The 20166-nt window shown below is 68.4% G+C and carries 23 protein-coding genes and 1 pseudogene; 16 read left to right on the top strand and 8 right to left on the bottom strand.

The window, feature by feature from the left end; all coding sequences use genetic code 11:
- The first annotated feature begins 3 nt into the window (after window positions 1-3).
- On the top strand, window positions 4-327 hold the full coding sequence (locus NA4_RS08095) for a hypothetical protein (protein ID WP_067466402.1): 324 nt from the start codon (window positions 4-6) through the stop codon (window positions 325-327).
- A gap of 10 nt (window positions 328-337) precedes the next feature.
- On the opposite strand, the gene NA4_RS08090 is transcribed toward NA4_RS08095, so the two are convergent.
- Window positions 338-760, bottom strand: coding sequence for an MmcQ/YjbR family DNA-binding protein (locus NA4_RS08090; RefSeq protein ID WP_067466399.1), 423 nt, complete (start codon window positions 758-760; stop codon window positions 338-340).
- A gap of 143 nt (window positions 761-903) precedes the next feature.
- Here NA4_RS08090 and NA4_RS08085 point away from each other — a divergent pair, with 143 nt between their 5' ends.
- The gene (locus NA4_RS08085) at window positions 904-2124 is read left to right on the top strand and encodes a sigma-54-dependent transcriptional regulator family protein (RefSeq protein WP_067466396.1); all 1221 of its coding nucleotides are present in this window, start codon (window positions 904-906) and stop codon (window positions 2122-2124) included.
- 64 nt (window positions 2125-2188) lie between these two features.
- Window positions 2189-2674: a DUF779 domain-containing protein gene (locus NA4_RS08080; protein ID WP_084496895.1), complete on the top strand. Its 486-nt coding sequence runs from the start codon at window positions 2189-2191 to the stop codon at window positions 2672-2674.
- A 66-nt stretch (window positions 2675-2740) separates the two neighbouring features.
- Here the strand turns inward: NA4_RS08080 and NA4_RS08075 are convergent, their stop codons facing one another.
- Window positions 2741-4294 carry a succinic semialdehyde dehydrogenase gene (locus NA4_RS08075; RefSeq protein WP_067466392.1) on the bottom strand — a complete coding sequence of 518 codons (1554 nt, stop codon included), beginning with the start codon at window positions 4292-4294 and terminating at the stop codon, window positions 2741-2743.
- 269 nt (window positions 4295-4563) lie between these two features.
- Here NA4_RS08075 and NA4_RS08070 point away from each other — a divergent pair, with 269 nt between their 5' ends.
- Genes NA4_RS08070 through NA4_RS08055 form a run of 4 tightly spaced genes read left to right on the top strand, consistent with a single transcriptional unit; the run spans window position 4564 to window position 8276 of the window.
- Complete coding sequence (locus tag NA4_RS08070; protein ID WP_067466389.1) at window positions 4564-6897, top strand: sensor histidine kinase; 2334 nt, start codon at window positions 4564-4566, stop codon at window positions 6895-6897.
- A 2-nt stretch (window positions 6898-6899) separates the two neighbouring features.
- Window positions 6900-7325 carry a roadblock/LC7 domain-containing protein gene (locus tag NA4_RS08065; protein WP_067466386.1) on the top strand — a complete coding sequence of 142 codons (426 nt, stop codon included), beginning with the start codon at window positions 6900-6902 and terminating at the stop codon, window positions 7323-7325.
- Window positions 7322-7696: a DUF742 domain-containing protein gene (locus tag NA4_RS08060; protein ID WP_067466382.1), complete on the top strand. Its 375-nt coding sequence runs from the start codon at window positions 7322-7324 to the stop codon at window positions 7694-7696. Before NA4_RS08065 ends, NA4_RS08060 begins: the two co-directional genes overlap by 4 nt.
- Window positions 7677-8276 carry a GTP-binding protein gene (locus tag NA4_RS08055; protein WP_067466379.1) on the top strand — a complete coding sequence of 200 codons (600 nt, stop codon included), beginning with the start codon at window positions 7677-7679 and terminating at the stop codon, window positions 8274-8276. The genes NA4_RS08060 and NA4_RS08055 overlap by 20 nt, the downstream gene beginning before the upstream one ends.
- 51 nt (window positions 8277-8327) lie before the next feature.
- On the opposite strand, the gene NA4_RS08050 is transcribed toward NA4_RS08055, so the two are convergent.
- From NA4_RS08050 to NA4_RS08040, 3 genes are read right to left on the bottom strand one after another with little or no spacing between them, the layout of a single operon-like run.
- Complete coding sequence (locus NA4_RS08050; protein WP_067466539.1) at window positions 8328-8825, bottom strand: hypothetical protein; 498 nt, start codon at window positions 8823-8825, stop codon at window positions 8328-8330.
- Between the two features lie 32 nt (window positions 8826-8857).
- Window positions 8858-9271 carry an NUDIX hydrolase gene (locus tag NA4_RS08045; protein WP_084496894.1) on the bottom strand — a complete coding sequence of 138 codons (414 nt, stop codon included), beginning with the start codon at window positions 9269-9271 and terminating at the stop codon, window positions 8858-8860.
- 47 nt (window positions 9272-9318) lie between these two features.
- Window positions 9319-9792 carry a winged helix-turn-helix transcriptional regulator gene (locus NA4_RS08040; RefSeq protein WP_067466536.1) on the bottom strand — a complete coding sequence of 158 codons (474 nt, stop codon included), beginning with the start codon at window positions 9790-9792 and terminating at the stop codon, window positions 9319-9321.
- 54 nt (window positions 9793-9846) lie between these two features.
- On the opposite strand from NA4_RS08040, the gene NA4_RS08035 reads away from it, so the two are divergent.
- The 4 genes from NA4_RS08035 (at window position 9847) to NA4_RS38800 (ending at window position 13074) form a co-directional block, all read left to right on the top strand.
- The gene (locus NA4_RS08035) at window positions 9847-10644 is read left to right on the top strand and encodes a thioesterase family protein (protein ID WP_067466367.1); all 798 of its coding nucleotides are present in this window, start codon (window positions 9847-9849) and stop codon (window positions 10642-10644) included.
- Window positions 10645-10656: 12 nt separating this feature from the next.
- On the top strand, window positions 10657-12087 hold the full coding sequence (locus NA4_RS08030) for an MFS transporter (RefSeq protein WP_067466364.1): 1431 nt from the start codon (window positions 10657-10659) through the stop codon (window positions 12085-12087).
- 86 nt (window positions 12088-12173) lie between these two features.
- Window positions 12174-12374: a hypothetical protein gene (locus NA4_RS08025; protein WP_067466361.1), complete on the top strand. Its 201-nt coding sequence runs from the start codon at window positions 12174-12176 to the stop codon at window positions 12372-12374.
- Between the two features lie 151 nt (window positions 12375-12525).
- Window positions 12526-13074 carry a TetR/AcrR family transcriptional regulator gene (locus tag NA4_RS38800; protein WP_245671186.1) on the top strand — a complete coding sequence of 183 codons (549 nt, stop codon included), beginning with the start codon at window positions 12526-12528 and terminating at the stop codon, window positions 13072-13074.
- On the opposite strand, the gene NA4_RS08015 is transcribed toward NA4_RS38800, so the two are convergent.
- Both NA4_RS08015 and NA4_RS08010 read right to left on the bottom strand, forming a co-directional pair.
- Entirely contained in the window at window positions 13000-13998 is a 999-nt protein-coding gene (locus NA4_RS08015; RefSeq protein ID WP_067466355.1) for an alpha/beta hydrolase, read from the bottom strand. The genes NA4_RS38800 and NA4_RS08015 overlap by 75 nt on opposite strands.
- A 153-nt stretch (window positions 13999-14151) precedes the next feature.
- A pseudogene (locus NA4_RS08010) lies at window positions 14152-15179 on the bottom strand (aldo/keto reductase).
- Between the two features lie 126 nt (window positions 15180-15305).
- On the opposite strand from NA4_RS08010, the gene NA4_RS08005 reads away from it, so the two are divergent.
- The 3 genes from NA4_RS08005 (at window position 15306) to NA4_RS07995 (ending at window position 17523) form a co-directional block, all read left to right on the top strand.
- Window positions 15306-15971: a TetR/AcrR family transcriptional regulator gene (locus NA4_RS08005; protein ID WP_084496891.1), complete on the top strand. Its 666-nt coding sequence runs from the start codon at window positions 15306-15308 to the stop codon at window positions 15969-15971.
- 213 nt (window positions 15972-16184) lie between these two features.
- The gene (locus NA4_RS08000; protein ID WP_157128892.1) at window positions 16185-16382 is read left to right on the top strand and encodes a hypothetical protein; all 198 of its coding nucleotides are present in this window, start codon (window positions 16185-16187) and stop codon (window positions 16380-16382) included.
- Between the two features lie 181 nt (window positions 16383-16563).
- The gene (locus tag NA4_RS07995) at window positions 16564-17523 is read left to right on the top strand and encodes an endonuclease/exonuclease/phosphatase family protein (protein WP_067466350.1); all 960 of its coding nucleotides are present in this window, start codon (window positions 16564-16566) and stop codon (window positions 17521-17523) included.
- A gap of 9 nt (window positions 17524-17532) precedes the next feature.
- On the opposite strand, the gene NA4_RS07990 is transcribed toward NA4_RS07995, so the two are convergent.
- A complete protein-coding gene (locus NA4_RS07990; RefSeq protein ID WP_067466348.1) occupies window positions 17533-18354 on the bottom strand; it encodes a helix-turn-helix transcriptional regulator in 822 nt (273 codons plus the stop codon).
- 102 nt (window positions 18355-18456) lie between these two features.
- Here NA4_RS07990 and NA4_RS07985 point away from each other — a divergent pair, with 102 nt between their 5' ends.
- Both NA4_RS07985 and NA4_RS07980 read left to right on the top strand, forming a co-directional pair.
- The gene (locus tag NA4_RS07985) at window positions 18457-19302 is read left to right on the top strand and encodes an NAD(P)-dependent oxidoreductase (RefSeq protein WP_067466345.1); all 846 of its coding nucleotides are present in this window, start codon (window positions 18457-18459) and stop codon (window positions 19300-19302) included.
- Between the two features lie 77 nt (window positions 19303-19379).
- A complete protein-coding gene (locus NA4_RS07980; RefSeq protein WP_067466338.1) occupies window positions 19380-20159 on the top strand; it encodes an SDR family NAD(P)-dependent oxidoreductase in 780 nt (259 codons plus the stop codon).
- Window positions 20160-20166: the final 7 nt, after the last annotated feature.

The raw sequence follows: 20166 nt of genomic DNA, 5'->3' as shown, positions 1-20166 counted from the left end.
CCCATGAACGCCACGCTGTCACGGACCGGACGAGCCGGCCTGGGGATCGCGGTGGTCGCCATGGTGCTTGCGGGCTGCACCGATATCGAGCGCGCGCTCAACCGCGGCGGCGACACCTCGTGCAGCGAGTACGTCAAGCAGGATCAGGACACCAAGCGCACGACGATCACCAAGTTCGTCAAACAGCAGAGCAAAGACGACCGCGAGCCGGCGGGCACCGTGGTGGACGCCACGATGGTCTCGGTCGACCTGCTGTGCGGCGCTCAGGCCAATACCGACACCCCGATCAAGAACGCCGATGTAGCAGGCATTTTCATCCGCAAGTGACCGGCGCGGGTCAGCGCGGCGGATGGGCGGCGAGCCAGTCCGCCGCCCGCTTGCGCGAGGCCCGGGCCAGCCAGGCATCCTGGATCACCTCGGTGAGCTCCTGACGGCTCAGCTCGCCGATCCGGCCGGCGCGCACCAGCACCGAGGGATGCCCGTCGAAGTGCCGGGTGGTGAAGAACGGCGAGTCCGGGTCCTGCACCAGTGCCTGCTTGTCCGACTCCGACGGCACCCACACCACGATGACGTCGGTGTACCGCTCGCCGGTCACCGGATCCACCGCATCCGGACGCGGATTCCGGAAGAACACGAACGACTTCCCCCCGACCTGATAGATCGGGTTGCCCCGCGGTCCCTCGATGCGTGTCACGTGCGGCATGCCGGAGGCCACCTCGTGCACATCGGCGAGACGCGCCCGCCGCGAAACGGTCGCCATGGACAGCAAGCCTAAGCCGGGGCGCGTGCTGCCCGAAACCCGTAGCGACCGACCGGTCTGTGTCACTCTGTAACGCTCCTCACCGGCGTCCGCCACAATGAGAGAGCGAATATGAGCTCACACGACGACGATGGGTCTTCCACGTGGCGCAGTTCCGCACCCTGACAGAGCAGCGGACCGAACTCGAACGAGAATGGGAGCGCTGGGCGACGGCTCCACACACCACACCCCCGCCCGCACCCCCGAACACGGTGCTTCGCACTGACGTGGCGCAATCCTGGCGGCGTTCACTGCGCACCGTCGATCCCAGTCGCACGGTCGCGCCCGGAGTGGACGATGTCGCAGACCGGTGGGCCGCGTCCGCACTGCGGGGACCCGTGACGACGCTGGCGGGCGAACTGCACGCCCTCACCGAGGATTCCGGCTACCTGGCCGTGGTCACCGACCCCGCCGGCACCGTCCTGTGGTCCTGCGGTGATCGCACACTGCGCAGGCAAGCCGAGCAGGTGAACTTCGCGCCCGGCGGATGCTGGGACGAAAGCCATATGGGCACCAACGGTGTGGCGCTCTCGCTGCACAGCGAGCGCGCGGCGTCGGTGTTCTCCGCCGAGCATCTGGTGGCCGCGCTGCACGGCTGGGTCTGCTACTGCGCACCGATCCACGGGCCCGACGGCAGGGTGCTCGGCGTGCTGGATCTGTCCAGTTCCTGGGACCGGTCCCACCCCGCGGTGCTCACCTCGGTCCGCGCGCTGGCCACGGCGGCGGAGACGATGCTGCGTTCCGCCGAGCCCGCACCGGCACCGGGCGTGCGGCTGGAATGCCTCGGCACCGCCCGCCTCTCGCGCGACGGTAGACCGCTGCGGCTGCCGCCCCGGCAACTGGAGATCCTCGCGCTGCTGGCACTCCAGCCGGACGGCTTCACCCCCGAGCAGTTGCACGACGCCATCTATGGCGATCGCTCGGTCTCTACGAGCACCCTGAAGGCCGACGTCTCGCATCTGCGCCGTGCCACCGGCGGCGAAATCAGCAATCGCCGTTACGTTTTGACCGGCCCCGTGGCCTGCGACGCCGTCGACCTGCTCGCTGCCATCAGGGCGGGCGATACCACCTCGGCGGTTTGGCTGTATCGCGGTCCGCTGTTGCCCGGATCGGAGACCCCCGGCGTGCTGCAGTGGCGCCACTATCTCGACGTGGGCGTGCGGACCGCAGTGCTCGCCAGTGACCGCGCCGAGCACGCGGTGGCGTTCGGCGAGCGCGTCCCGGCCGATGTCGAGGTGCACGAGCACGCATTGCGGTTGCTGCCGCGCGACGACGTCCGCCGTGCGGTGGTTGCCGCCCGGCTGCATACCGCCTTGCGCGACTAGCACCAACCTCGCGCCAACCTCGGCCGACCATAGTGGGCCCGATCCGAGAGATCTGCGAGGAATCATGACCTACACCAGAGCGGGGACGGGCCTACGGCAGCGTCGGCTATCCGACCCCCTACGCCCACGCCATCGCCGCCCGACGGACGGCGCGGCGCTGGCGCGGCGAGTCCGCCGGGTGGATATCACCGATCGGGCCAGGATCGTGTTGCGCCGCATGATCGAACAGCACGGCGCGGTGCTGTTCCACCAGTCCGGCGGATACCGCGACGGGAACTCGCCGAGGTGCCTGCCCATCCGCCAGGCTCGGATCGGCGGCGCGGACGTGCTGGTGGGCAACCTGCCGTGGCACACCGAATTCTGGGTGGGCGCAGAGCAATACGAACGCTGGAAGCACACCCATCTGACCCTGGACGTGGTCGACGGACCCGGCGGCTGCCCGCCCGAGGACGCCCACTTCGTCATCAGGACACGGCTGCTCACCGACGAGGAAGCAGCAGCGCTGGCGGACGGCGGGCCGCCGCGCACCGGAGCCGACCGGTTGGCTTGAGCTGCGTCAGCGAGCCGGCGGGGTGTCCGCCCGGGTGGGCACGACCACCCGGGCGGACATCGTGCGTCAGCGTCCGGGCAGGTAGCGCAGGATGCGGGCGATGATCATCAGGAACGGCTGCCACATGCGGTTCGGGAAGAGCTTCGGCGCATCGAGATTCAGGAACCTGGTCACCACGATGGACTGCGGTTCGGTGAACTTCAGCAGGCCATCGGGGCCATGGCGGCGGCCGACACCGGAGATGCCCATGCCGCCCATCGGAGCCGCGGTGGTGCCCCAGGCCGGTGCGTAGCCTTCGTCCACGCACACGGTGCCCGCGTGCAACCGCGCCGCGATGCGCTCACCCTCGGACTTGCTCGCCGCCCAGACCGAGGCATTGAGGCCGTACTCGGTGTCATTGGCCAGCCGCACAGCCTCGTCGACGCTGTCGACGGGATAGATCGATACCAGCGGCCCGAAAGTCTCGTTCCGGCCGCACTCCATCTCGTCGGTCACCTCGGCCAGCACCGTCGGCTCGAAGAACAGCGGACCCAGATCCGGGCGGGCGTTGCCGCCGGTCAGCACCTTCGCTCCCTTGGCGGTGGCGTCCGCGACGTGCTTGGACACCGTCTCCACCTGCGCTTCGGAGATGAGGCTGCCGATGTCGGTCGAATAGTCGTAGGCCGCACCGAGTTTCGCGGCGTTCACCGCGGCGACGAATTTCTCGGTGAACGCCTCCGCGACGTCCCGCTCGACGTAGAGCCGCTCGATGGAGATGCAGAGCTGTCCGGCATTGGAGAAGCACGCGCGCACGGCGGCCGTGGCGGCCTTGTCCAGGTCGGCGCCCTTGGCGACGATCATCGGATTCTTGCCGCCGAGTTCGGCGGAGAAGCCGATCAGCCTGCGGCCGCACTGCTCGGCCAGGTGGCGGCCGGTTTGCGAGGAACCGGTGAACATCAGGTAGTCGCAGGCGTCGACGATCGCGGTGCCGACCACGGCGCCCGGGCCGGGCACGACCGCGAGCAGCTCGCGCGGCAGACCCGCCTGGTAGAGCAATTCCGCGCCGGCCAGTGTGGAGAACGGGGTCTGGCTGTCGGGTTTGACCACCACGGCGTTGCCCGCGATGAGCGCCGGAATGGAATCGCCGATCGAGAGCAGCAGGGGGTAGTTCCACGGCGCGATGACGCCGACCACGCCCTTGGGCAGGGAACGAACGGACGCGCGGTTGAGCACCGGGAAGGCGCCCGACACCCGGTGGGCGCCCAGCAAGCGGGGTGCGACCTTGGCGAAGTAGCGGGCCGCGAACATCAGGCCGATGATTTCTTCCTGGGCCGCCCAGCGCGCTTTGCCCGTCTCGGCCTGGACCACGTCCATCAGGAACTCGCGGTGCCGAACGACCAGTGCGCGGTAGCGCTCCAGCACCGCGGCGCGTTCGGCCACCGGCCGCGCCGCCCAGCGCTCCTGCGCCACGCGGGCCTTGTCGAATGCGGCCGTGACATCGGACGCGGCGCCCACCGGCACGCTGCCGAGCGGGTTGCCGGTAAACGTCTCAGCGATCGTCTTGTGCTGCCGTTCGGTGGACGCCTCGATCGCGGCCAGCGCGCTCAGGCGGTCGAATACGTCGGCTTTCGGGGCGGGCATCGTCGCCTCCTACTTGTGAGTAACTCCGGGATACACACAATCTACGCCGCGCACCCGCCGCCATGAAGTCGCCGGACCCGCCGCTTCCGTATCGGCCACCGTGGCTGCGGCGACACGCAGCCACAGGTCCACTACCATCCTCTCCAGTTATGCACGGAGGCAATAATTTTCATCGGCAAGAACCACAGCGGACCGGCCTCGGTCAAATCGAGTCTCGCTCATCGGGACAGGAGGCTCGGTTTACCGGGTTCGTGAATTACGTTGTGCCGATGTTCAGAGCGAGGCTCGGGGTCCGGACCCGGATTCTGGCGATCGCGCTCATCCCGAGCCTGACTCTGCTTGTCGTCGGCGTGGGCGCTGCGAGCTATCTGGTGGCCGAGGGAACGAAGGCGAAGGACTGGGCCGCGGAGAACCAGAAGGCCATCCCCTCGACCAGGGAAATGATGGAAGCGGTCCAACTGGAACGCCACCTCACGCTCGCCCAGCTCTCCGGCGACGGCACCGCCGCACCCGCCCTCGGCCCCGCGCGGACGCGCTTGGACGCGGCCCTGCGTGGTCTCGTCGCGGCCGGCGAGGGCATCCGCGAGGTCGACGACTCGAAGCTGGGCGACAACGTCGCCGGCTTCACCACGCTCCTGCAGCACATGACGGCGGTGCGTTCCGGGGTCGACGCGGCCGCGCTGCCGCCCGCGGACGCCTACCTGTTCTTCAACAGGCTGCTCGACGTCATCTCGGTGGGCACCAAAGTCGCCGAGCAGACCGCACCGGACAGCGAGATCGCCCTGCGAATCGCCACCGGCATGCGGTTGTTCAACGCCACTGAGGCGATGGCGCGCAGCAACGCGCTCGGGGCGATATTCAGCGACCCCACCAACCCCCCGGTCATCCCCGTGGAGGAATACCTCCGGCAGATCGGCTTCTACCACACCGAGATCGCTGCGCTCAGCGCCGAACTCGAGGGCGCGGAGCAGCGGCATCTCCAAGCGCTGACCGCGGGGACGGCCTGGCAGCAGCTGACCGCGATGGAGAACGCCATCGCCCAGCGCGCCATGGCGCCCGCCCCGGCCCCGACCGGTTCGGCCAGCCCGAGCACGTCCGGTACCGGCGCGCGTCCTGCGGGCCCGGCCCCGTTGCCGTTGAATACGCAGGAATGGCAGAGTGCCGCAGCCGAAGTCAGCCGCGGCCTCGTCGACGCCTGGACCGGGCACAACCGGGCCTCGCAGAAACTCGCCGAGGACAAGGCGGCTGCCGCGGCGACCAGATCCGCCGTCGCGGGCGGCGGCGTGCTCTTGGTGAGCGGGCTGGCGTTTCTCGTCGCGGTGGTCATCGCCAACCGCGTCATCCGCCGGCTGAAGCGGCTGCGCGGCGAGACACTCGCGCTGGCCGACGAGCGACTGCCGGACATGATGCGCAGACTGCGCGACGGCGAAACCGTCGATCCCGCAGCCGAATCCCCCGACCTGGACTACGGACATGACGAGATCGGCCAGGTCGCCAAGGCGTTCCAGCACGCACACTCCGCGGCCGTTGGCGCCGCGGTCGCCGAAGCCCGCACCCGCGAGGGTGTGAAGGCGGTGTTCCTGAACATCGCGCACCGCAGCCAGATCGTGGTGCACCGGCAGCTGGAGATCCTCGACGAGGCCGAACAGCGGCAGGAAGACCCTGCCCTGCTCGACACGCTCTTCCGCCTCGACCATCTGGCCACCCGGGGGCGGCGCAACGCGGAAAATCTCACCATTCTCGGCGGCGGCAAGCCGGGCAGGCAGTGGCGCAACCCCGTTCCGCTGAGGGACGTGGTGCGCAGCGCGGTCGGCGAGACTCTCGACTACGCCAGAGTCCGGGTGACCCGGCTGCCGGAGACTCAGGTGCTCGGCGCCGTGGTCGCCGACCTCATCCACCTGCTCGCCGAACTGGTGGACAACGCCACCTCGTTCTCCCCGCCGCAATCGCGTGTCGAAGTGACCGGCAACGTAGTCGGCAAGGGCGTGGTGGTCGAGATCGCCGACCAGGGCATGGGCATGTCCGAGGCCGAGGTCGTCAAGACGAACGAGATGCTGCGCAACCCACCCGACTTCGGGGTGGCCGCCTTGTCTGCCGACTCGCGGCTGGGGTTGTTCGTGGTCGCCCAGCTGGCCGCGCGTCATGGCATCGCGGTGCGGCTATCGGATTCCGACTACGGCGGGATCAAGGCGATCGTGATCATTCCGACCGCGCTCATCACCGGCGAGACCGACGCGCCGCCGACACCGGCGGAGCTCACCGATCCGGGTAAGCACAACGGCGCCGCGCCAACGGGTGCGGCGGATCCCACGCCGACCGGCGCATCGCCGGTGGCGACCAGCGCACCGGCGAGTCCGTCGCGCTACGGACCACGGCCGTTCACCGAGGCGCCGTCCGAGCCCGGCCCGGACGGCCGCCCCGCGCTGCCCCGGCGAAATCGACAGACCAATCTCGCACCGCAACTGGCGCAACCGGTCCAGGAGCTGGCCGCGTCCGCGCAGCCCGCACGCTCCGCCGAACAGGCCCGCGATCTGATGTCCGCCATCGAGAACGGGACGCGGCAGGGCCGTCGCGCCGTCATTTCGGATGAACAGGAAGGCTAGGGGTGTCCGTTTCTGCCGCAGGTGATCTCAATTGGCTGCTGGATGATCTCGTCGACCGGCTGGCGGGCGTGCGCCACGCGGTGGTGCTGTCCACCGATGGTCTACTACTGGGCCGCTCCGGCGGCATGAGCCGCGAGGACGCCGAACACTTCGGCGCGATGTCCTCGGCGCTCTACGGGCTGGCCCGCAGCGCGGGCAACCGGTTCGACGGCGGCGGCGTCCGCCAGGCCGTCATCGAACTCGACCGCGCGGTGCTGTTCGTCACCTCCGCGGGCGACAACGCGTGCCTGGCTTTGCAAGCGACCGAGTCGGCGAACCTCGGCATGGTCGCCTACGAGATGAACTTGACCGTCCAGCGCGTCGGCAGCTACCTATCCACCACACCGCGGCAGGACCTCGTCGGACAGGTCGAGCCCAACCTGCCATGACCAACCCGCGTGAGCCCTGGTTCGACGAAGCGGCAGGTCCGCTGGTTCGTCCCTATGCGCTCACGCGGGGACGTACCGCCAACTCCGGACCCGAACTGGACATGCTCACGTCCGTGGTCGTCGACCACTCAGCGCCCGCCCAGCGACGTTTCGAACCGGAGTATCTGGATATTCTTCGGCTATGCCGGGTTTCACAGACCGTTGCCGAAGTGTCCGCACAGTTGCGGTTGCCGCTCGCGGTGACCAAGATCCTCGTCGGTGATCTGATCGGCGATGGGCAATTGATCTTCCGCGCCCCCGTTCCGACGGAGGCCGGCCCCGATGACCTCAAGATATTGCGAGCGGTACTGGATGGAATCCGTAAAATTTGACCCGAGCGGCACGCCGCAGCTGGCCGCCTCGGTCAAGATTCTCGTCGCCGGCGGGTTCGGCGTGGGCAAGACCACCATGGTCTCGGCGATCAGCGAATGTGCGCCCCTGCGCACCGAAGAGCTGATCACCGAGATGAGCACCGGCATCGACGACCTCTCCGGCGTCGAGCAGAAGTCCACGACCACGGTCGCGCTGGACTTCGGCAGGCTCACCATCGACCGCAACCTGGTGCTCTACTTGTTCGGCACCCCCGGCCAGGACCGCTTCTGGTTCCTGTGGGACGAACTCGCGCGGGGCGCGCTCGGCGCCGTGGTGCTCGCGGACACCCGCAGGCTGGGCAATTCCTTCGCCGCCGTGGACTTCTTCGAACGCCGCGGCCTGCCGTTCATGGTCGGGGTCAACTGCTTCGACGGGGCGCCGCACTACACGATCGATGAGGTGCGCGACGCGCTCGACCTCGACGCGGTCACCCCGGTCATGCTGTGCGACGCCCGCGACCGCAACTCCTGCAAGACCGTGCTGCTCACTCTCGTCGAGCATCTGATCCAACGCGCGCAGCGCGCGCATGCCACCACCTGAGTAGACCGCTCCTGCAACTTCTGCTGCCAGAGGATTCCTGCGCGTGAACGCTCACACTTGGCGCAGCCAGGCGAAGAACAGCAGCGCACCTCCCGCGGCCAATGCCACCGCGATCGGAGCGGGCCACCACGGCCCGTTCCGGCCGAGCAGGCCGCGGGTCAGGCGCACTTGGAACGCGCCGAGCCCAGCCAGGACCAGCAGCCACACCGGCAGCAGGCCGACGCCGAGCAGGGCGTGCACCGCCCAGGCGCCGGCCAATGTCGGCCCGCCCCAGGATCCTTCGAGGTTGCCGCTCGCGACAAGCGGATAGCAGATGCCCCGGATCGCGGCGATCACCGCGAGAAATGCCAGGAACCAGGCCAGCAGGCCGACGCCGCCACTGAGCAGCGAATGCAGTACCGACCGGGCTAGCGAGAATTTGTGCGGTAGAACGGATTCACCCAGCATCCGCCGCGGCACCCGCAACCGGGTCGGAATCCGTCGTCCCGCCAGCGGCAATGCCCACAGCGCATATCCCGCATACCGCAGAAGTGCCCGAAGCCACGCCATAGCGCCGACGGTAGCGCTGTTCGGCCCGCGATTCACCGCAGCAGACCGACGTTCACCAGATCGTCGAACAGCAACTGGTCGACCGGCGGAACAAGAGCGCGGTCGGCGTAGCCGAACCACGCGACCTCCTCGATCTCGCTGCTTGCGGCGAGCGTCCCGCGATAGTCGGCGGTGTAGCAACTCATCCGCACCACCGCGGCGTCCGCAGGGCCGTGCACGGCTTCATAGGTGCCCACGTGCGCCACGGTCTCCGGCAGCAGCGCGACGGTGAGCTCCTCTTCGATCTCGCGCAGCAGCGTCTGGATATCGGTCTCGCCACCCTCGCGTTTGCCGCCGGGGATGTAAAAGACGTCCTTGCCGCGCGGTCTGGCGCACAGGATCCGTCCGCCCTCGATCCGCACCCACGCCACCGTGTCGATCAACTGCCGCACTCGCCCGTCCGCCACCGCCGCAGCCTAACGCCGGATCGCCCGCCGTGCCGCGCGGGCAGCGATCAGCCGGACGGGAGGAGGGACGGGTCCTTGGCGCCCGGTCCGAGGACCGGGCGCAGGTCTCGGGTGCCGACGCGCTCTCCGCACTCGGAGCACACCGGCTCGATGGTTACCAGGTGTCCGCAACCGGTGTGCCGTGTCTGCACGGGGGGACCGTCCGGGGCCGCCCATTCGTCGCCCCATTGGCGCATGGCCGTGACCACCAGCCACAGCGAACGCCCTTTCGGAGTCAGGCGGTAGTCGTAGCGAACAGGGTTGTCCTGGTAGGGCTCTCGGGTCAGCACATCGTGATCGACCAGATGCTCGAGCCGCTGGGTCAGCACATTGCGCGCGATACCCAAGCGGGCGCGGAAGTCGTCGAAGCGCGTCACGCCGAACAGCGCGTCGCGCACGATCAGCAGCGTCCACCACTCCCCGACCACCTCGAGACACTGGGCCAGCGAGCAGTTCATGTCCTCGAAGCTCGTCCTGCGCATACCCGTCAGCATAGTCAGTTGCTTCATAGAACTCACTATCCTATGGTTCGTTGCATGATGCAACTCACTGGGCGCACGCTCGCCGAGGAATTCGCGCTGACCCGGACCGGCGACGGGTGGCAGGCGCGCGTCGACCGCACCTGGCGCGGCTGGACCGGACCACACGGCGGCGTGATCGCCGCGTTGCTCATAGAAGCGGCGCACGAAGCGGCTACCGATCCGCTGCCGGTGCGGGCGGTAGACCTGCGTTTTCTCGGCCGTCCCACGGAAGGCGCGCTGACTTTCCGTGCGAGGGAGCACACGGTCGGCCGCAGCACCGCCGCCCTGGAGATGCGAGCCGACCAAGATGGCAGTCCGATCGCCGCGGCTTCCATCACGCTCGGACGCACGGTGTCGACAGGCGTCGATGATTACGCAGGAGAGCCCGCACCGGAGGTACCCCGCCCCGAAGCATGTGCGAAGTTCAACCTCCCACCGGAAATCGTGCCGGTAGGAGCTCATTTCGACATTCGCCCCTGCGCGGGACCGCTGCCGCTCACCGGGGCGGACGAACGCATGATGTGCGCGTGGATCAGCCTGGTGCCCGAACTGCCGACGAATGCGGCGACGCTCGCCATCCTCGCCGACGCGCTGCCGCCCGCCGTGTTCCCCACCCTGCGCGCACCCGTCGCGGTCCCGACCGTGGCGCAGTCGATGTACCTGCACCGTGAGCCCGCCGGAGGTCAGCCCGTGCTGGTGCGCGCCGCGAACGCCTCGACCGGGAGCGGTTGGTCGGTGGACGACATCTCGATCTGGAACCAGGACGGGCAGTTGCTCGCCTCGGCCCGGCAGACCCGCCGCGTACTCGGCTGAACGGAGACAATCGTGCATTCCCCTGCCACGGCCGCGAGCCGGCCCGCCGCCGACTTCCGAATCGTGCTCGCCATCGTTTCGGTCGGCGTGCTGCTATCGAGCCTGGACCTGTTCATCGTCAACGTCGCGCTGCCGGACATGGCGGCCGACTTCGCCGCAGCGGAGCTCGCCGGACTGTCCTGGGTGCTCAACGCCTACGCGATCGTGTTCGCCGCGCTGCTCGTCCCCGCGGGGCGACTCGGTGATCGCAGCAGCATCCGCACCACATTTCTGCTCGGACTCGCGGTGTTCGTCATCGGATCGGCGCTGTGCGCGACCGCGTGGGACGTCGGGTCGCTAGTGGTGTTCCGCGTGATCCAGGCGGTCGGCGGCGCCCTGCTGACCCCGGCGTCGCTCGGCTTGGTGCTGGCCGCGAGCCCGCCGCAGCGGCGCGCCGCCGCGGTGCGACTGTGGGTCGCGTTCGGTGGGCTCGGCGCGGCACTCGGGCCTGTGCTGGGCGGTGTCCTGGTCGAATTCGGCTGGCGCTGGGTGTTTCTGGTGAACGTGCCGATCGGGCTGGTCGCGGTGGTGGCCGGACTGCGGATGCTGCCCGACCCGCCCGGTGACGGAGGAAGGCTGCCCGATCTGGCCGGTGCGACGCTGCTGGTCGGTGCGATCGCCGCCCTCGTGCTGGGACTGGTCAAGGGCGAGGACTGGGGTTGGTCGGCGGCCGGGGTACTGGCCGCCTTCGCCGCCGCGGCGCTTCTGACGGTCGCGTTCGTCGTCTCCTCGGCCCGCCACCACAGCCCGGTGGTCGACCCGGCGCTGTTGCGCGCCCCCAACTTCGCACTGATGACCGGCAACGCGGTGTTCTTCAATGTCGCGTTCGGCGCGATGCTGCTTTCGGTGGTGTTGTGGGCGCAGAACGTCTGGGGTTGGTCGGCGCTGCGCACCGGCTTGGCGATCGCGCCGGGGCCGCTGATGGTGCCGGTGGTGGCAGTTCTGGCGGGGCGCCTGATCGGCCGGATCGGCGCCGGGCCGGTCATCGCGGCAGGCGGCATCATCTTCGGGGCGGCCATGCTGTGGTGGGCGCAGGCGATCACTTTGCAACCCGACTACGTCGGCGGACTGCTCGGCGGCATGGTGGTCAGCGGCATCGGCGTCGGGCTGACGCTACCGACCGCCTTCGCGGCGGGGACCAGCGGATTGCCACCTCAGCGATTCGCCACCGGGTCCGCAGTGCTGAGCATGGCGCGGCAGATCGGCCTCGCCGTCGGCGTGGCCGTTCTGGTCGCGGCGCTCGGCTCGCCCGCGGGGCCGGAGGCGACGCTCGCCGCCTTTCAGCGCGGATGGTACGTGACAGCAGCGGTCGCCGCGCTCGCGGGCCTGGTCGGTATGGCCGCCCGAATGCCGCAATCCCCTGTGACGCAACGGGATCCGGTCACCGAACCAGCCGCCACCTGATCTGCTGCCAGCGGAGTTCGGGGCTGCCCGGACCCAGCATCGGCCGACGATACTGACCGCACCAACCCGACCCTAGGTAGGTACGAATGTACGTCAAACGCACCACCGTCGCTCTCGCGATCGCGGCCGCTCTGCTCGGCACCGCTCACACAACCGCGATCCCGGCGGCGCACGCGGCCGAATCCGGCTCGGCAAGCCAGTCCGCACCCGGCCCGAATTCCCCATGGCGCAATCTGTGGTGCCTGCTCACGGGCCAGTTCGCCGGCTCGGTACAACCCCTCTGCTGACCCGTTCGGCGCCCGGCATGCATGAAATGCCGGGCGCCGAACCGGCCCGCTCATCCCGCGACCGGGCCGCAGGTCACCTTCTCGCTGCTACTGTGCTGGTGACATGGTTGATGGTCCGCGACGTACTCCGCGGCAGCAACGGTCCCGTGAAATGGTGGATACGTTGCTGGAAGCGGCCGCGCAGATGTTCTCCCGGGAAGGGCTGGCCGCAACCACCAATCGTATTGCCGAACGAGCCGGGGTCTCGATCGGGACGCTGTATCAGTACTTCCCGAACAAGCATGCTCTATTGCGTGTCCTGGCCGAACGGCATGTTGCGGAAGCCGGTACCCGACTCGGCAGGGTGTTCGCGGAGTTACGCACCGCCACGCCACCGCTCGAGGAGACCTTGCGGGTAATCCTCGACGCCGTGGTAGAACTCCACCGGGACCGGCCCGCATTGCACGCGCTCATGCACAGACTCGCGCCGCAGGCGCCGGCAGACCTGCACATGCTGCGGGCATTCGAGGACTACCTCGTCGATGAGGTTGCCTTCCACCTCGACCGGTGCGGGCGCGGCGGCGAGAACGCCGAACTGACCGCGCGAATACTCGTGCATACGGTCGACGCCCAGGTGCACAGGGTGTCACCTCGGCACACCCTCACCACCGAGCATCTCGTGGCGCTGGCTCTGCGACTCGTCCCCGATGCCGGAACGTGACGGTCGACCAGCGGTTTTCGCAACCGTTTCCAGCACGTCGCGCAGCTGCGTGGCGAGCTGGATGATGCCGGGCTCCTCGATCGGAAAGTGACCGCAGCCTGCCAACAACACCGACCGCGTAGGTGCGGCGATCCGATCGAGGAACCGGATGCTCAGCTGCGGCGCTGTCCAGCGGTCCGCGGCCGGATGCACCAGGGTCACCGGTGCGGCGGTGAAATCCTCCGGCGGCGTGTGCCGGAAACGCAGGAAGTCGGCGAGCAGGCCGAGTGGAACGCTGACCCCACCGCCTCTGGGGTCCATCGCGCACAACCGGGACAGCTTCGGGTCGAGACTCATATTCTTCATGTCCACCATCCAGCGGATCGGGACCCGAATCCCGCCCAGGACCGGCTCGACGGCGGCGAGCAAGGCGGGAGCGATCCCGCCGGTCGCCGACCAGCGGGCGGCAGCGCGCCGGGCATCGGGGTCGACCGGATCCAGCAAGCAGGTCGCTACGACGTGCGCGACCGCGCGGGTGCGTGCCGCTGCCTCATAGGCGAGCATTCCGCCCATGCTTGCGCCGAACAGCACCAGCGGACGATCGTCGGATTCGGTTTCAGCGCAGACGAATTGGGTCAGCAGATCCACCCAGTCGCGATATCGCACCGCCGCGGGCCGCGGTTCGACCGTGTCGCCGTAGAGCGGCAGATCCACTGCCATCGCTTCGACGCCCTCGTGCGCGGCCACGGCGGCGAATGGCCACAGTAGACCGGCATGGCCGCCCGCACCGTGAATCATCAGCACGCGTACCCGCGCGTCGGGCACCTCGGCGCGCGCGATGTGTACACGCCGTCCCCGCCAGGGCCACCACATGCTGGTCGGCGCAGGCAAGGACAACGAACGGTATTCGGCCGGTACATATCCGGCGTACCTGAGATGGTCCATACCAATCAGTCTCGAGTGCTCGGCCAACCACCACAACTCGCCTTCGGGACACCCGTCAGCACGAGAAATCAGGCCTGTGATCAGCGCAGACCCGGGTCACGATGACATCCTGGCGATGGGTACTCGCATTACCCGCCCGCGACCGGCACCGCCTCAGGCGGCGGTGCGCTCGCCGGCCGGGCGGCGCCGCAGGCTCACGTTCGAGATGGCCGGTGGTACGTAGGCCATGTCGAGTCTGCCGACGTCGGTGCCGGGTAGGACGATCTCGTCGATCGCATCGAGGATCTCGTCGTCGAGGGTGACTTCGGTGCCCGCGAGCAGGTCGTCGAGGTGTTGCATGGTGCGCGGTCCGATGATCGCCGAGGTCACCCCGGCGTGGGCGATCGCGAATGCGATGGCCAGGTGAGTCATCGGCAGACCCGCCTGCTGCGCGAGCGGGACTAGTTGCTCGACAGCATCGAGCCGACGCTCATCGCCCAGGTGCTCGAACCCGAAGCTCGCCCGGTGGCTGTCGTCTGCAGCCCCTTGCGGTACCGGCCGGTCAGCAGGCCGCCGCCCAGCGGGCTGTAGACCAGCGTGCCCATCCCGTAGCGCTGACAGACCGGCAGCACCTCACGTTCGATGCCGCGGTCGAGGATCGAGTAGGGCGGCTGCTCAGTTCGGAAACGCTGCAGGCCGCGACGTTCGGCGATCCACTGCGCCTCGACGATGTCCGTCGCGGGAAAGGAGGAGGTGCCGATGGCCCGGACCTTGCCCGCGCGGATCAGGTCGGTGAGAGCGGAGAGGGTCTCTTCCACGTCGGTGTCCGGCGCGGGCCGGTGGATCTGGAACAGGTCGACGTGATCGGTCCGCAGCCTGCGCAGCGAGTCGTCGAGTTCGCGAACGAGCCAGCGCCGTGAATTGCCCTGCTGGTTGGGATATTCCCCCATGGGAAGGTGCGCCTTGGTCGCGAGTACGACATTGTCCCGTCGGCCCTCGAGTGCCTTGCCGACGATCTCTTCGGACTCGCCGTGTGAGTACATGTCGGCGGTGTCGATGAAGTTGATCCCCGCGTCCAAAGCCTTGTGGATGATCCGGATCGACTCGTCGTGGTCGGGGTTGCCGACGGCCCCGAACATCATGGCGCCCAGGCAGTAGGGACTGACCTTGATCCCTGTTCGGCCCAACGTGCGGTACTGCATAACTGATCTCCCGAAGGTGCGCGTGCGCGGTACGGCACCGCCGCGGTGCCGTACCATCCATACAATTGGAACTGTGTTCCAGAACTATACGGAACATCGTTCCAGTTATGCAAGAGGAGGAACCGCATGGGCCAGAAGCCGATCGAGCACAACGACAATCCGGGGCCATCGACGGCATCAGGCGGTACGGCACGTCGCGTGCGCGCCGACGCGCAACGCAACATCGATGCGGTGCGCGAGGCCGCGAAGGCGGTGTTCGCCGACTCCGGCGTCGATGCTCCGGTGCGGGAGATCGCCGCCAGGGCGGGCGTCGGCCTCGGCACCGTCTACCGCCACTTCCCGCAGCGCTCCGACCTGGTCGTGGCCGTGTTCCGACACGAGATCGACGCCTGCGCCGACGCCGCCGCCACCCTGGCGGCCGAGCACGAACCCGGCGAGGCGCTGGCGCGGTGGCTGCGGCGGTACGCCGAGTTCGTGGCGACCAAACGCGGACTCGCCGCGGCACTGCACTCCGGAGACCCCGCCTTCTCGCCGCTGCCCGCCTACTTCGACCAGCGCCTGCGACCCGCCCTCGGATCGCTACTCGAGGCCGCGGCGGCCAGCGGCGAGGTCCGCGCCGACGTCGACCCCAACGATCTACTGCGGGCAGTGGGCAACCTGTGCCTTCCCGCTGAGGACGACCGCCACGCTCAGCGCATGGTCGATCTGCTCATCGACGGACTTCGCTACGGCGCCGACGCTCACGCCACCGTTCGGCCGCCCACCGACCAAACCGACAACATCGAGGAATGAGACGGCAACGAGCGTAAGCCTTTCGAACGAACGGCTCGTGACGATCACGAGTGTGCGTTACCCGACGTATCCCAAACCTCGAGGCTCCGTTGTGCTGTGACAGCACAGAATCTGCGCCTCGGGTCGCGCCGTCCGCCCCGCCTGTAAAGAATGCTGACAAATACGAAAAGCATTGTCCGCCTGAGGATAACAAGCCATATGGTGCGGACGGGGATGATCGGGAGCGAAGTACCGGTGGTATTGCTGTGGGTGGTAATCGTGGCCATTATCGTGGTCCTGCTCGGCGGTGCGGCCGCAGCCATGGTGTGGGATCCGAACTCGCGCCGCTATTCACGGGCATCGGACAACCACACCGCGATGTCTGCATCGAACATGCAAGCCCCGCAGCATAATTGGCCGCGCCAGCCTTAGTCACGACGCTGCACCCGGCATTCCAGCGCGCAAATGCACCGGCCGCGGGGCCGCATCCGCATCTGCCCGACGAGTGGCACACGGTTGCGGCACAACGCGAGTAGCCCCCTCCGTGGTGCGCCACTCGTGAGAACCCGGCCGGTATGCGTTGCCTAGCTCGTGTGTTTGTCTGTCGGGTGTGATGTCGAAGTTGGTCCGGGTTGGTGTCGACCTGCTCGCATGGATTGCGACGCTGGCAGGAGCCGTCGGGGTCGCGTTGTACTTCAGTGGGTCGCGGTCCCGCGTGTTGGTCTTGGCGGCTTCGGTTGCGCCGTACCTGATGGGTTCCGCGGTTGTCGGGGCGGTGGCGTTCGTGGCCATGCGGCGCTGGAGCGGTGCGGGGGTGGCCGTCGTTGTCGTTGCCGCCGCGGTGTGGACTCAAGCTCCGCTGTATGTCGGTCGCTCGGGCAATGAGGATGGGCGCGCAGTGGTAGTGATGCAGGCCAATCTTCTGTTCGACGGAGCCGATCCCCGGACACTGGTCGACGAGGTGCGCACGCGAAAAGTCGGACTGCTCACCGTCAATGAACTCACGCCGGCGGCCATCGAGGATCTCGGCGGGGCGGGACTCGACCAGTTGCTGCCGTACCGGTATCTCTCCCCCGGAAGGACCGCGGCTGGTACAGGAATCTGGAGCAGCTACCCGCTGTCGGAAACCGTTGAGTACGACGGGTTCGTGCTGAACCAGCTCTCGGCGATAGCGAGTATCCCGGACGTCGGACCGGTCACGGTTTACGCGTTCCATCCGGTGCCGCCGGTGTTCGGTACGCAGGTCTGGGCCGACGAGTTGTCCCGTCTGCGCGAAATTCTCGAACGATCGCCGTCGAGCCGGCCGGTGATCGCCGGTGGCGACTTCAATGCGACCTACGATCATTCCCAGTTCCGCGCGATGTTGTCAGGGCGTTTCGACGACGCCGCCGAGCAGGCGGGTGCCGGGCATCTGGTCACCTATCCGACCGACAAGCGGTGGCCGCCCCTGGTCGGAATCGACCACATCCTCATCGCCGGCGGTCGCACAGTAGCGGTGGACACGGTAGACCTACCAGGCGCGGACCACCGCGCACTGGTGGCGCAGATCAGCCTGGACCGTGGAAGACAGTAGGGACGGGTGTCACATCTGCGTCCCTATGACACTCAGGACCGCCAGGCGGTCGGCGTCTTCGGTGCCGGGTTGGGCTGTGTAGACCATGATGCGCAGGTCGCTGCCTGCGACGCTGAGGACGTCGCAGTCCAGGGTCAGGGCGCCGACGTGGGGGTGGTCGATGGTTTTGCGGGCGGCTAGGTGCTGGCCGACGGCGCTCGATTCCCAGAGGTTGTCGAAGTGGGCGCTGCGGCGGCGTAGTTCGGCGATGAGAGAGTGCAGGTTCTCGTCATCGGGGTAGCGGCTGGCGGTACGGGACAGGTCGGCGACTTGCGCTGTCTGGAGCGCGCCTTTGGATTCGGGGGTGTGGCGTACGCGGCTGTGGGGGTTGAGGAAGTTGCGCCAGACCGCGTTGAGGTCGTTGCCGTGCCATTCCCCTATGAGTGCCGTGTAGAGGGGGTTGGCGAGTAGCTGGGTCCAGGCGGCGTCGAAGACGGCGACAGGCGTGCCGGTCAGCCGATCCAGCATGCGGTGCACGCCGGGGGTGATGTGCCGCGGAACCATGCCGGGGCCTGGTGGTGCGAGACCGGCCAGGTGGAAGAGGTGGGCGCGTTCCTCCTGGGTAAGTCGCAGCGCGCGGGCCAGGGCTTCGACGACCTGGGGTGAAGGATTGGTGGCGCGTCCCTGTTCGAGCCGGATGAGGTAGTCGGCGGAGATGCCGGCCAGCTGGGACACTTCCTCGCGGCGCAGCCCGGCAGCGCGCCTCCGTCCCCCCACGGGTAGGCCGACGGCCTGGGGCGAGACGTGATCGCGCCAGCGGTGCAAGGCCGCGCCGAGTGGTGTGGTCGCCATGCCGTTGATTGTGACGAGCAACGAGATGCCTGTCCTGGTACCGCCATTCCCAGGAAAACGGGTCTACTACCTGATCGCGCGTCTCACGCCGACCGTGGAGGCATGACAGAAGCACGAACACCCGCAAGGCCCGTCGTGGGGTTCATCGGGCTGGGTGACCAGGGCCTGCCCATGGCCACCGCGATCGCCGAAGCAGGGTTCCCCCTGCACGTCTGGGCCCGGCGCCCCGTCTCCCTGGACGGCCTCGGCAACGTCGCCCACCGGCGGCACGACACGGTCGGTGAGCTGGCGGCTGCCTGCGACCTCGTCGGCTTGTGCGTCCGTACCGACGACGACGTCCTGCAGCTGGCCGGCCAGCTGCTCGAAGGCCTGCGTCCCGGCACGGTCGTCGTCAACCACGGCACCGGCCTGCCCAGCAACGCCGTGCGGCTTACCGAGCTGTGCGCGAAGGCCGGTGTGGAGGTGTTGGACGCGCCGGTCAGCGGTGGCCGTCCGGCCGCGCAGGAGCGCCGACTGACCACGATGGTCGGCGGTCCGCAGTCCGCGGCCGAGCGCTGCAGGCCCGTGTTCGAGTCCTTCTCCCGCCACGTGGTGCACCTCGGTGCGGCCGGGGAGGGGCAGACGGCGAAGCTGTTCAACAACGCGCTGCTGATGATGAACCAGGCTGCCATCGGGGAGGTCGTCGAACTGGCCGCGGAGCTGGGGCTGAACCCTGGCCGGCTGGTGGAGGTCCTCGAGCTGGGCAGCGCCGCCAGCGCAGCACTGTTCCTGCTGCGTGCCATCGTGCGGCCCGACATCGTCGAACACCTCACCGGTCTGGAAGTGCTGGACATGGAGCTGTTCGACCAGGCCATGCGCGAAGCCGACATCGACTCCACCGCCGTCACCGAGCGTGGCCTAGCCGGAGCGCGTGGACTTGCGCGGCTGCTGGACCGCCTCAACGCCTGAGGCCGTCGCCGAGCAGTCCGCACCGAACACACATTTACTCCGGCCATTTCGGCCGACACCCGAAAGGAACAGCACGCATGAGCAAGCTCGCCCTCGTCACCGGCGCCACCTCCGGCATCGGCAAGGCATTCGCCGAACGCCTCGCTGCGGACGGCAACGACCTGATCATCACCGGCCGCCGCAAGGACCGCCTCGACGAGTTCGCCGCCGACCACCCCGACGTCACGGTCCGCACTGTCGCAGCCGACCTGTCCACCGACACCGGCATCGACACCGTTGCCGAGATCTGCGCCGGCGAGCCGCTGACCATGCTCGTCAACAATGCCGGCGTCGCCCACTACATGCCGCTGGCCCAACTGCCCGCCGACAAGGCGCGCGAACTCGTCAACGTCAAGGTCGTCGCCCCCACCATGCTCACCCGCGCCGCCGTCACCGGCATGCAGGAACGCGGTGCAGGACAGATCATCAACGTGGCCGGGATGATCGCCTTCAGCGCCCCCGCCGACGGTTCCGTCCTGCCCCGCCGTGCCGTCTACGCCGGCACCCTGGCCCACCTCGTCGCCATGTCCCAGACGCTCAGCGCCGAACTGGAAGGCACCGGCATCCAGGTCGAGGTCCTCTGCCCCGGCATCGTCGCCACCGAATTCCACCAGCGCCAAGGCCTCGACCTGAGCGCCGTGCCCCGCATGACCGCCGATGAGGTCGTCACCGCCGGACTACGCGGCCTCGAACTCGGCGAAGTCGTCTGCGCCCCCGGTCTGGAAGACGCCGGCCTCCTCGACGCCGTCTTCAAAGCCGACCTCGCCGCGTTCGGCGGACAGAGCCCCGAACTCGCCTCGCGCTACCGGGCCAACTGAACAAGTC

It is taken from the genome of Nocardia amamiensis NBRC 102102, from assembly GCF_001612745.1.
GTDB classification, from domain to species: Bacteria; Actinomycetota; Actinomycetes; order Mycobacteriales; family Mycobacteriaceae; genus Nocardia; species Nocardia amamiensis.
This window is presented reverse-complemented; position numbering and strand designations above follow the sequence as displayed.

Excerpts from the sequence above, each read along its gene's own strand:
- NA4_RS08095 (WP_067466402.1), top strand. The coding sequence starts at position 4 with ATGAACGCCACGCTGTCACGGACCGGACGAGCCGGCCTGGGGATCGCG.
- NA4_RS08090 (WP_067466399.1), bottom strand. The coding sequence starts at position 760 with ATGGCGACCGTTTCGCGGCGGGCGCGTCTCGCCGATGTGCACGAGGTG.
- NA4_RS08080 (WP_084496895.1), top strand. The coding sequence starts at position 2,189 with ATGACCTACACCAGAGCGGGGACGGGCCTACGGCAGCGTCGGCTATCC.
- NA4_RS08075 (WP_067466392.1), bottom strand. The coding sequence starts at position 4,294 with ATGCCCGCCCCGAAAGCCGACGTATTCGACCGCCTGAGCGCGCTGGCC.
- NA4_RS08070 (WP_067466389.1), top strand. The coding sequence starts at position 4,564 with ATGTTCAGAGCGAGGCTCGGGGTCCGGACCCGGATTCTGGCGATCGCG.
- NA4_RS08060 (WP_067466382.1), top strand. The coding sequence starts at position 7,322 with ATGACCAACCCGCGTGAGCCCTGGTTCGACGAAGCGGCAGGTCCGCTG.
- NA4_RS08055 (WP_067466379.1), top strand. The coding sequence starts at position 7,677 with ATGGAATCCGTAAAATTTGACCCGAGCGGCACGCCGCAGCTGGCCGCC.
- NA4_RS08050 (WP_067466539.1), bottom strand. The coding sequence starts at position 8,825 with ATGGCGTGGCTTCGGGCACTTCTGCGGTATGCGGGATATGCGCTGTGG.
- NA4_RS08040 (WP_067466536.1), bottom strand. The coding sequence starts at position 9,792 with ATGCGCAGGACGAGCTTCGAGGACATGAACTGCTCGCTGGCCCAGTGT.
- NA4_RS08035 (WP_067466367.1), top strand. The coding sequence starts at position 9,847 with ATGATGCAACTCACTGGGCGCACGCTCGCCGAGGAATTCGCGCTGACC.
- NA4_RS08025 (WP_067466361.1), top strand. The coding sequence starts at position 12,174 with ATGTACGTCAAACGCACCACCGTCGCTCTCGCGATCGCGGCCGCTCTG.
- NA4_RS38800 (WP_245671186.1), top strand. The coding sequence starts at position 12,526 with ATGGTGGATACGTTGCTGGAAGCGGCCGCGCAGATGTTCTCCCGGGAA.
- NA4_RS08015 (WP_067466355.1), bottom strand. The coding sequence starts at position 13,998 with ATGGACCATCTCAGGTACGCCGGATATGTACCGGCCGAATACCGTTCG.
- NA4_RS08005 (WP_084496891.1), top strand. The coding sequence starts at position 15,306 with ATGGGCCAGAAGCCGATCGAGCACAACGACAATCCGGGGCCATCGACG.
- NA4_RS08000 (WP_157128892.1), top strand. The coding sequence starts at position 16,185 with ATGATCGGGAGCGAAGTACCGGTGGTATTGCTGTGGGTGGTAATCGTG.
- NA4_RS07995 (WP_067466350.1), top strand. The coding sequence starts at position 16,564 with ATGTCGAAGTTGGTCCGGGTTGGTGTCGACCTGCTCGCATGGATTGCG.
- NA4_RS07990 (WP_067466348.1), bottom strand. The coding sequence starts at position 18,354 with ATGGCGACCACACCACTCGGCGCGGCCTTGCACCGCTGGCGCGATCAC.
- NA4_RS07985 (WP_067466345.1), top strand. The coding sequence starts at position 18,457 with ATGACAGAAGCACGAACACCCGCAAGGCCCGTCGTGGGGTTCATCGGG.
- NA4_RS07980 (WP_067466338.1), top strand. The coding sequence starts at position 19,380 with ATGAGCAAGCTCGCCCTCGTCACCGGCGCCACCTCCGGCATCGGCAAG.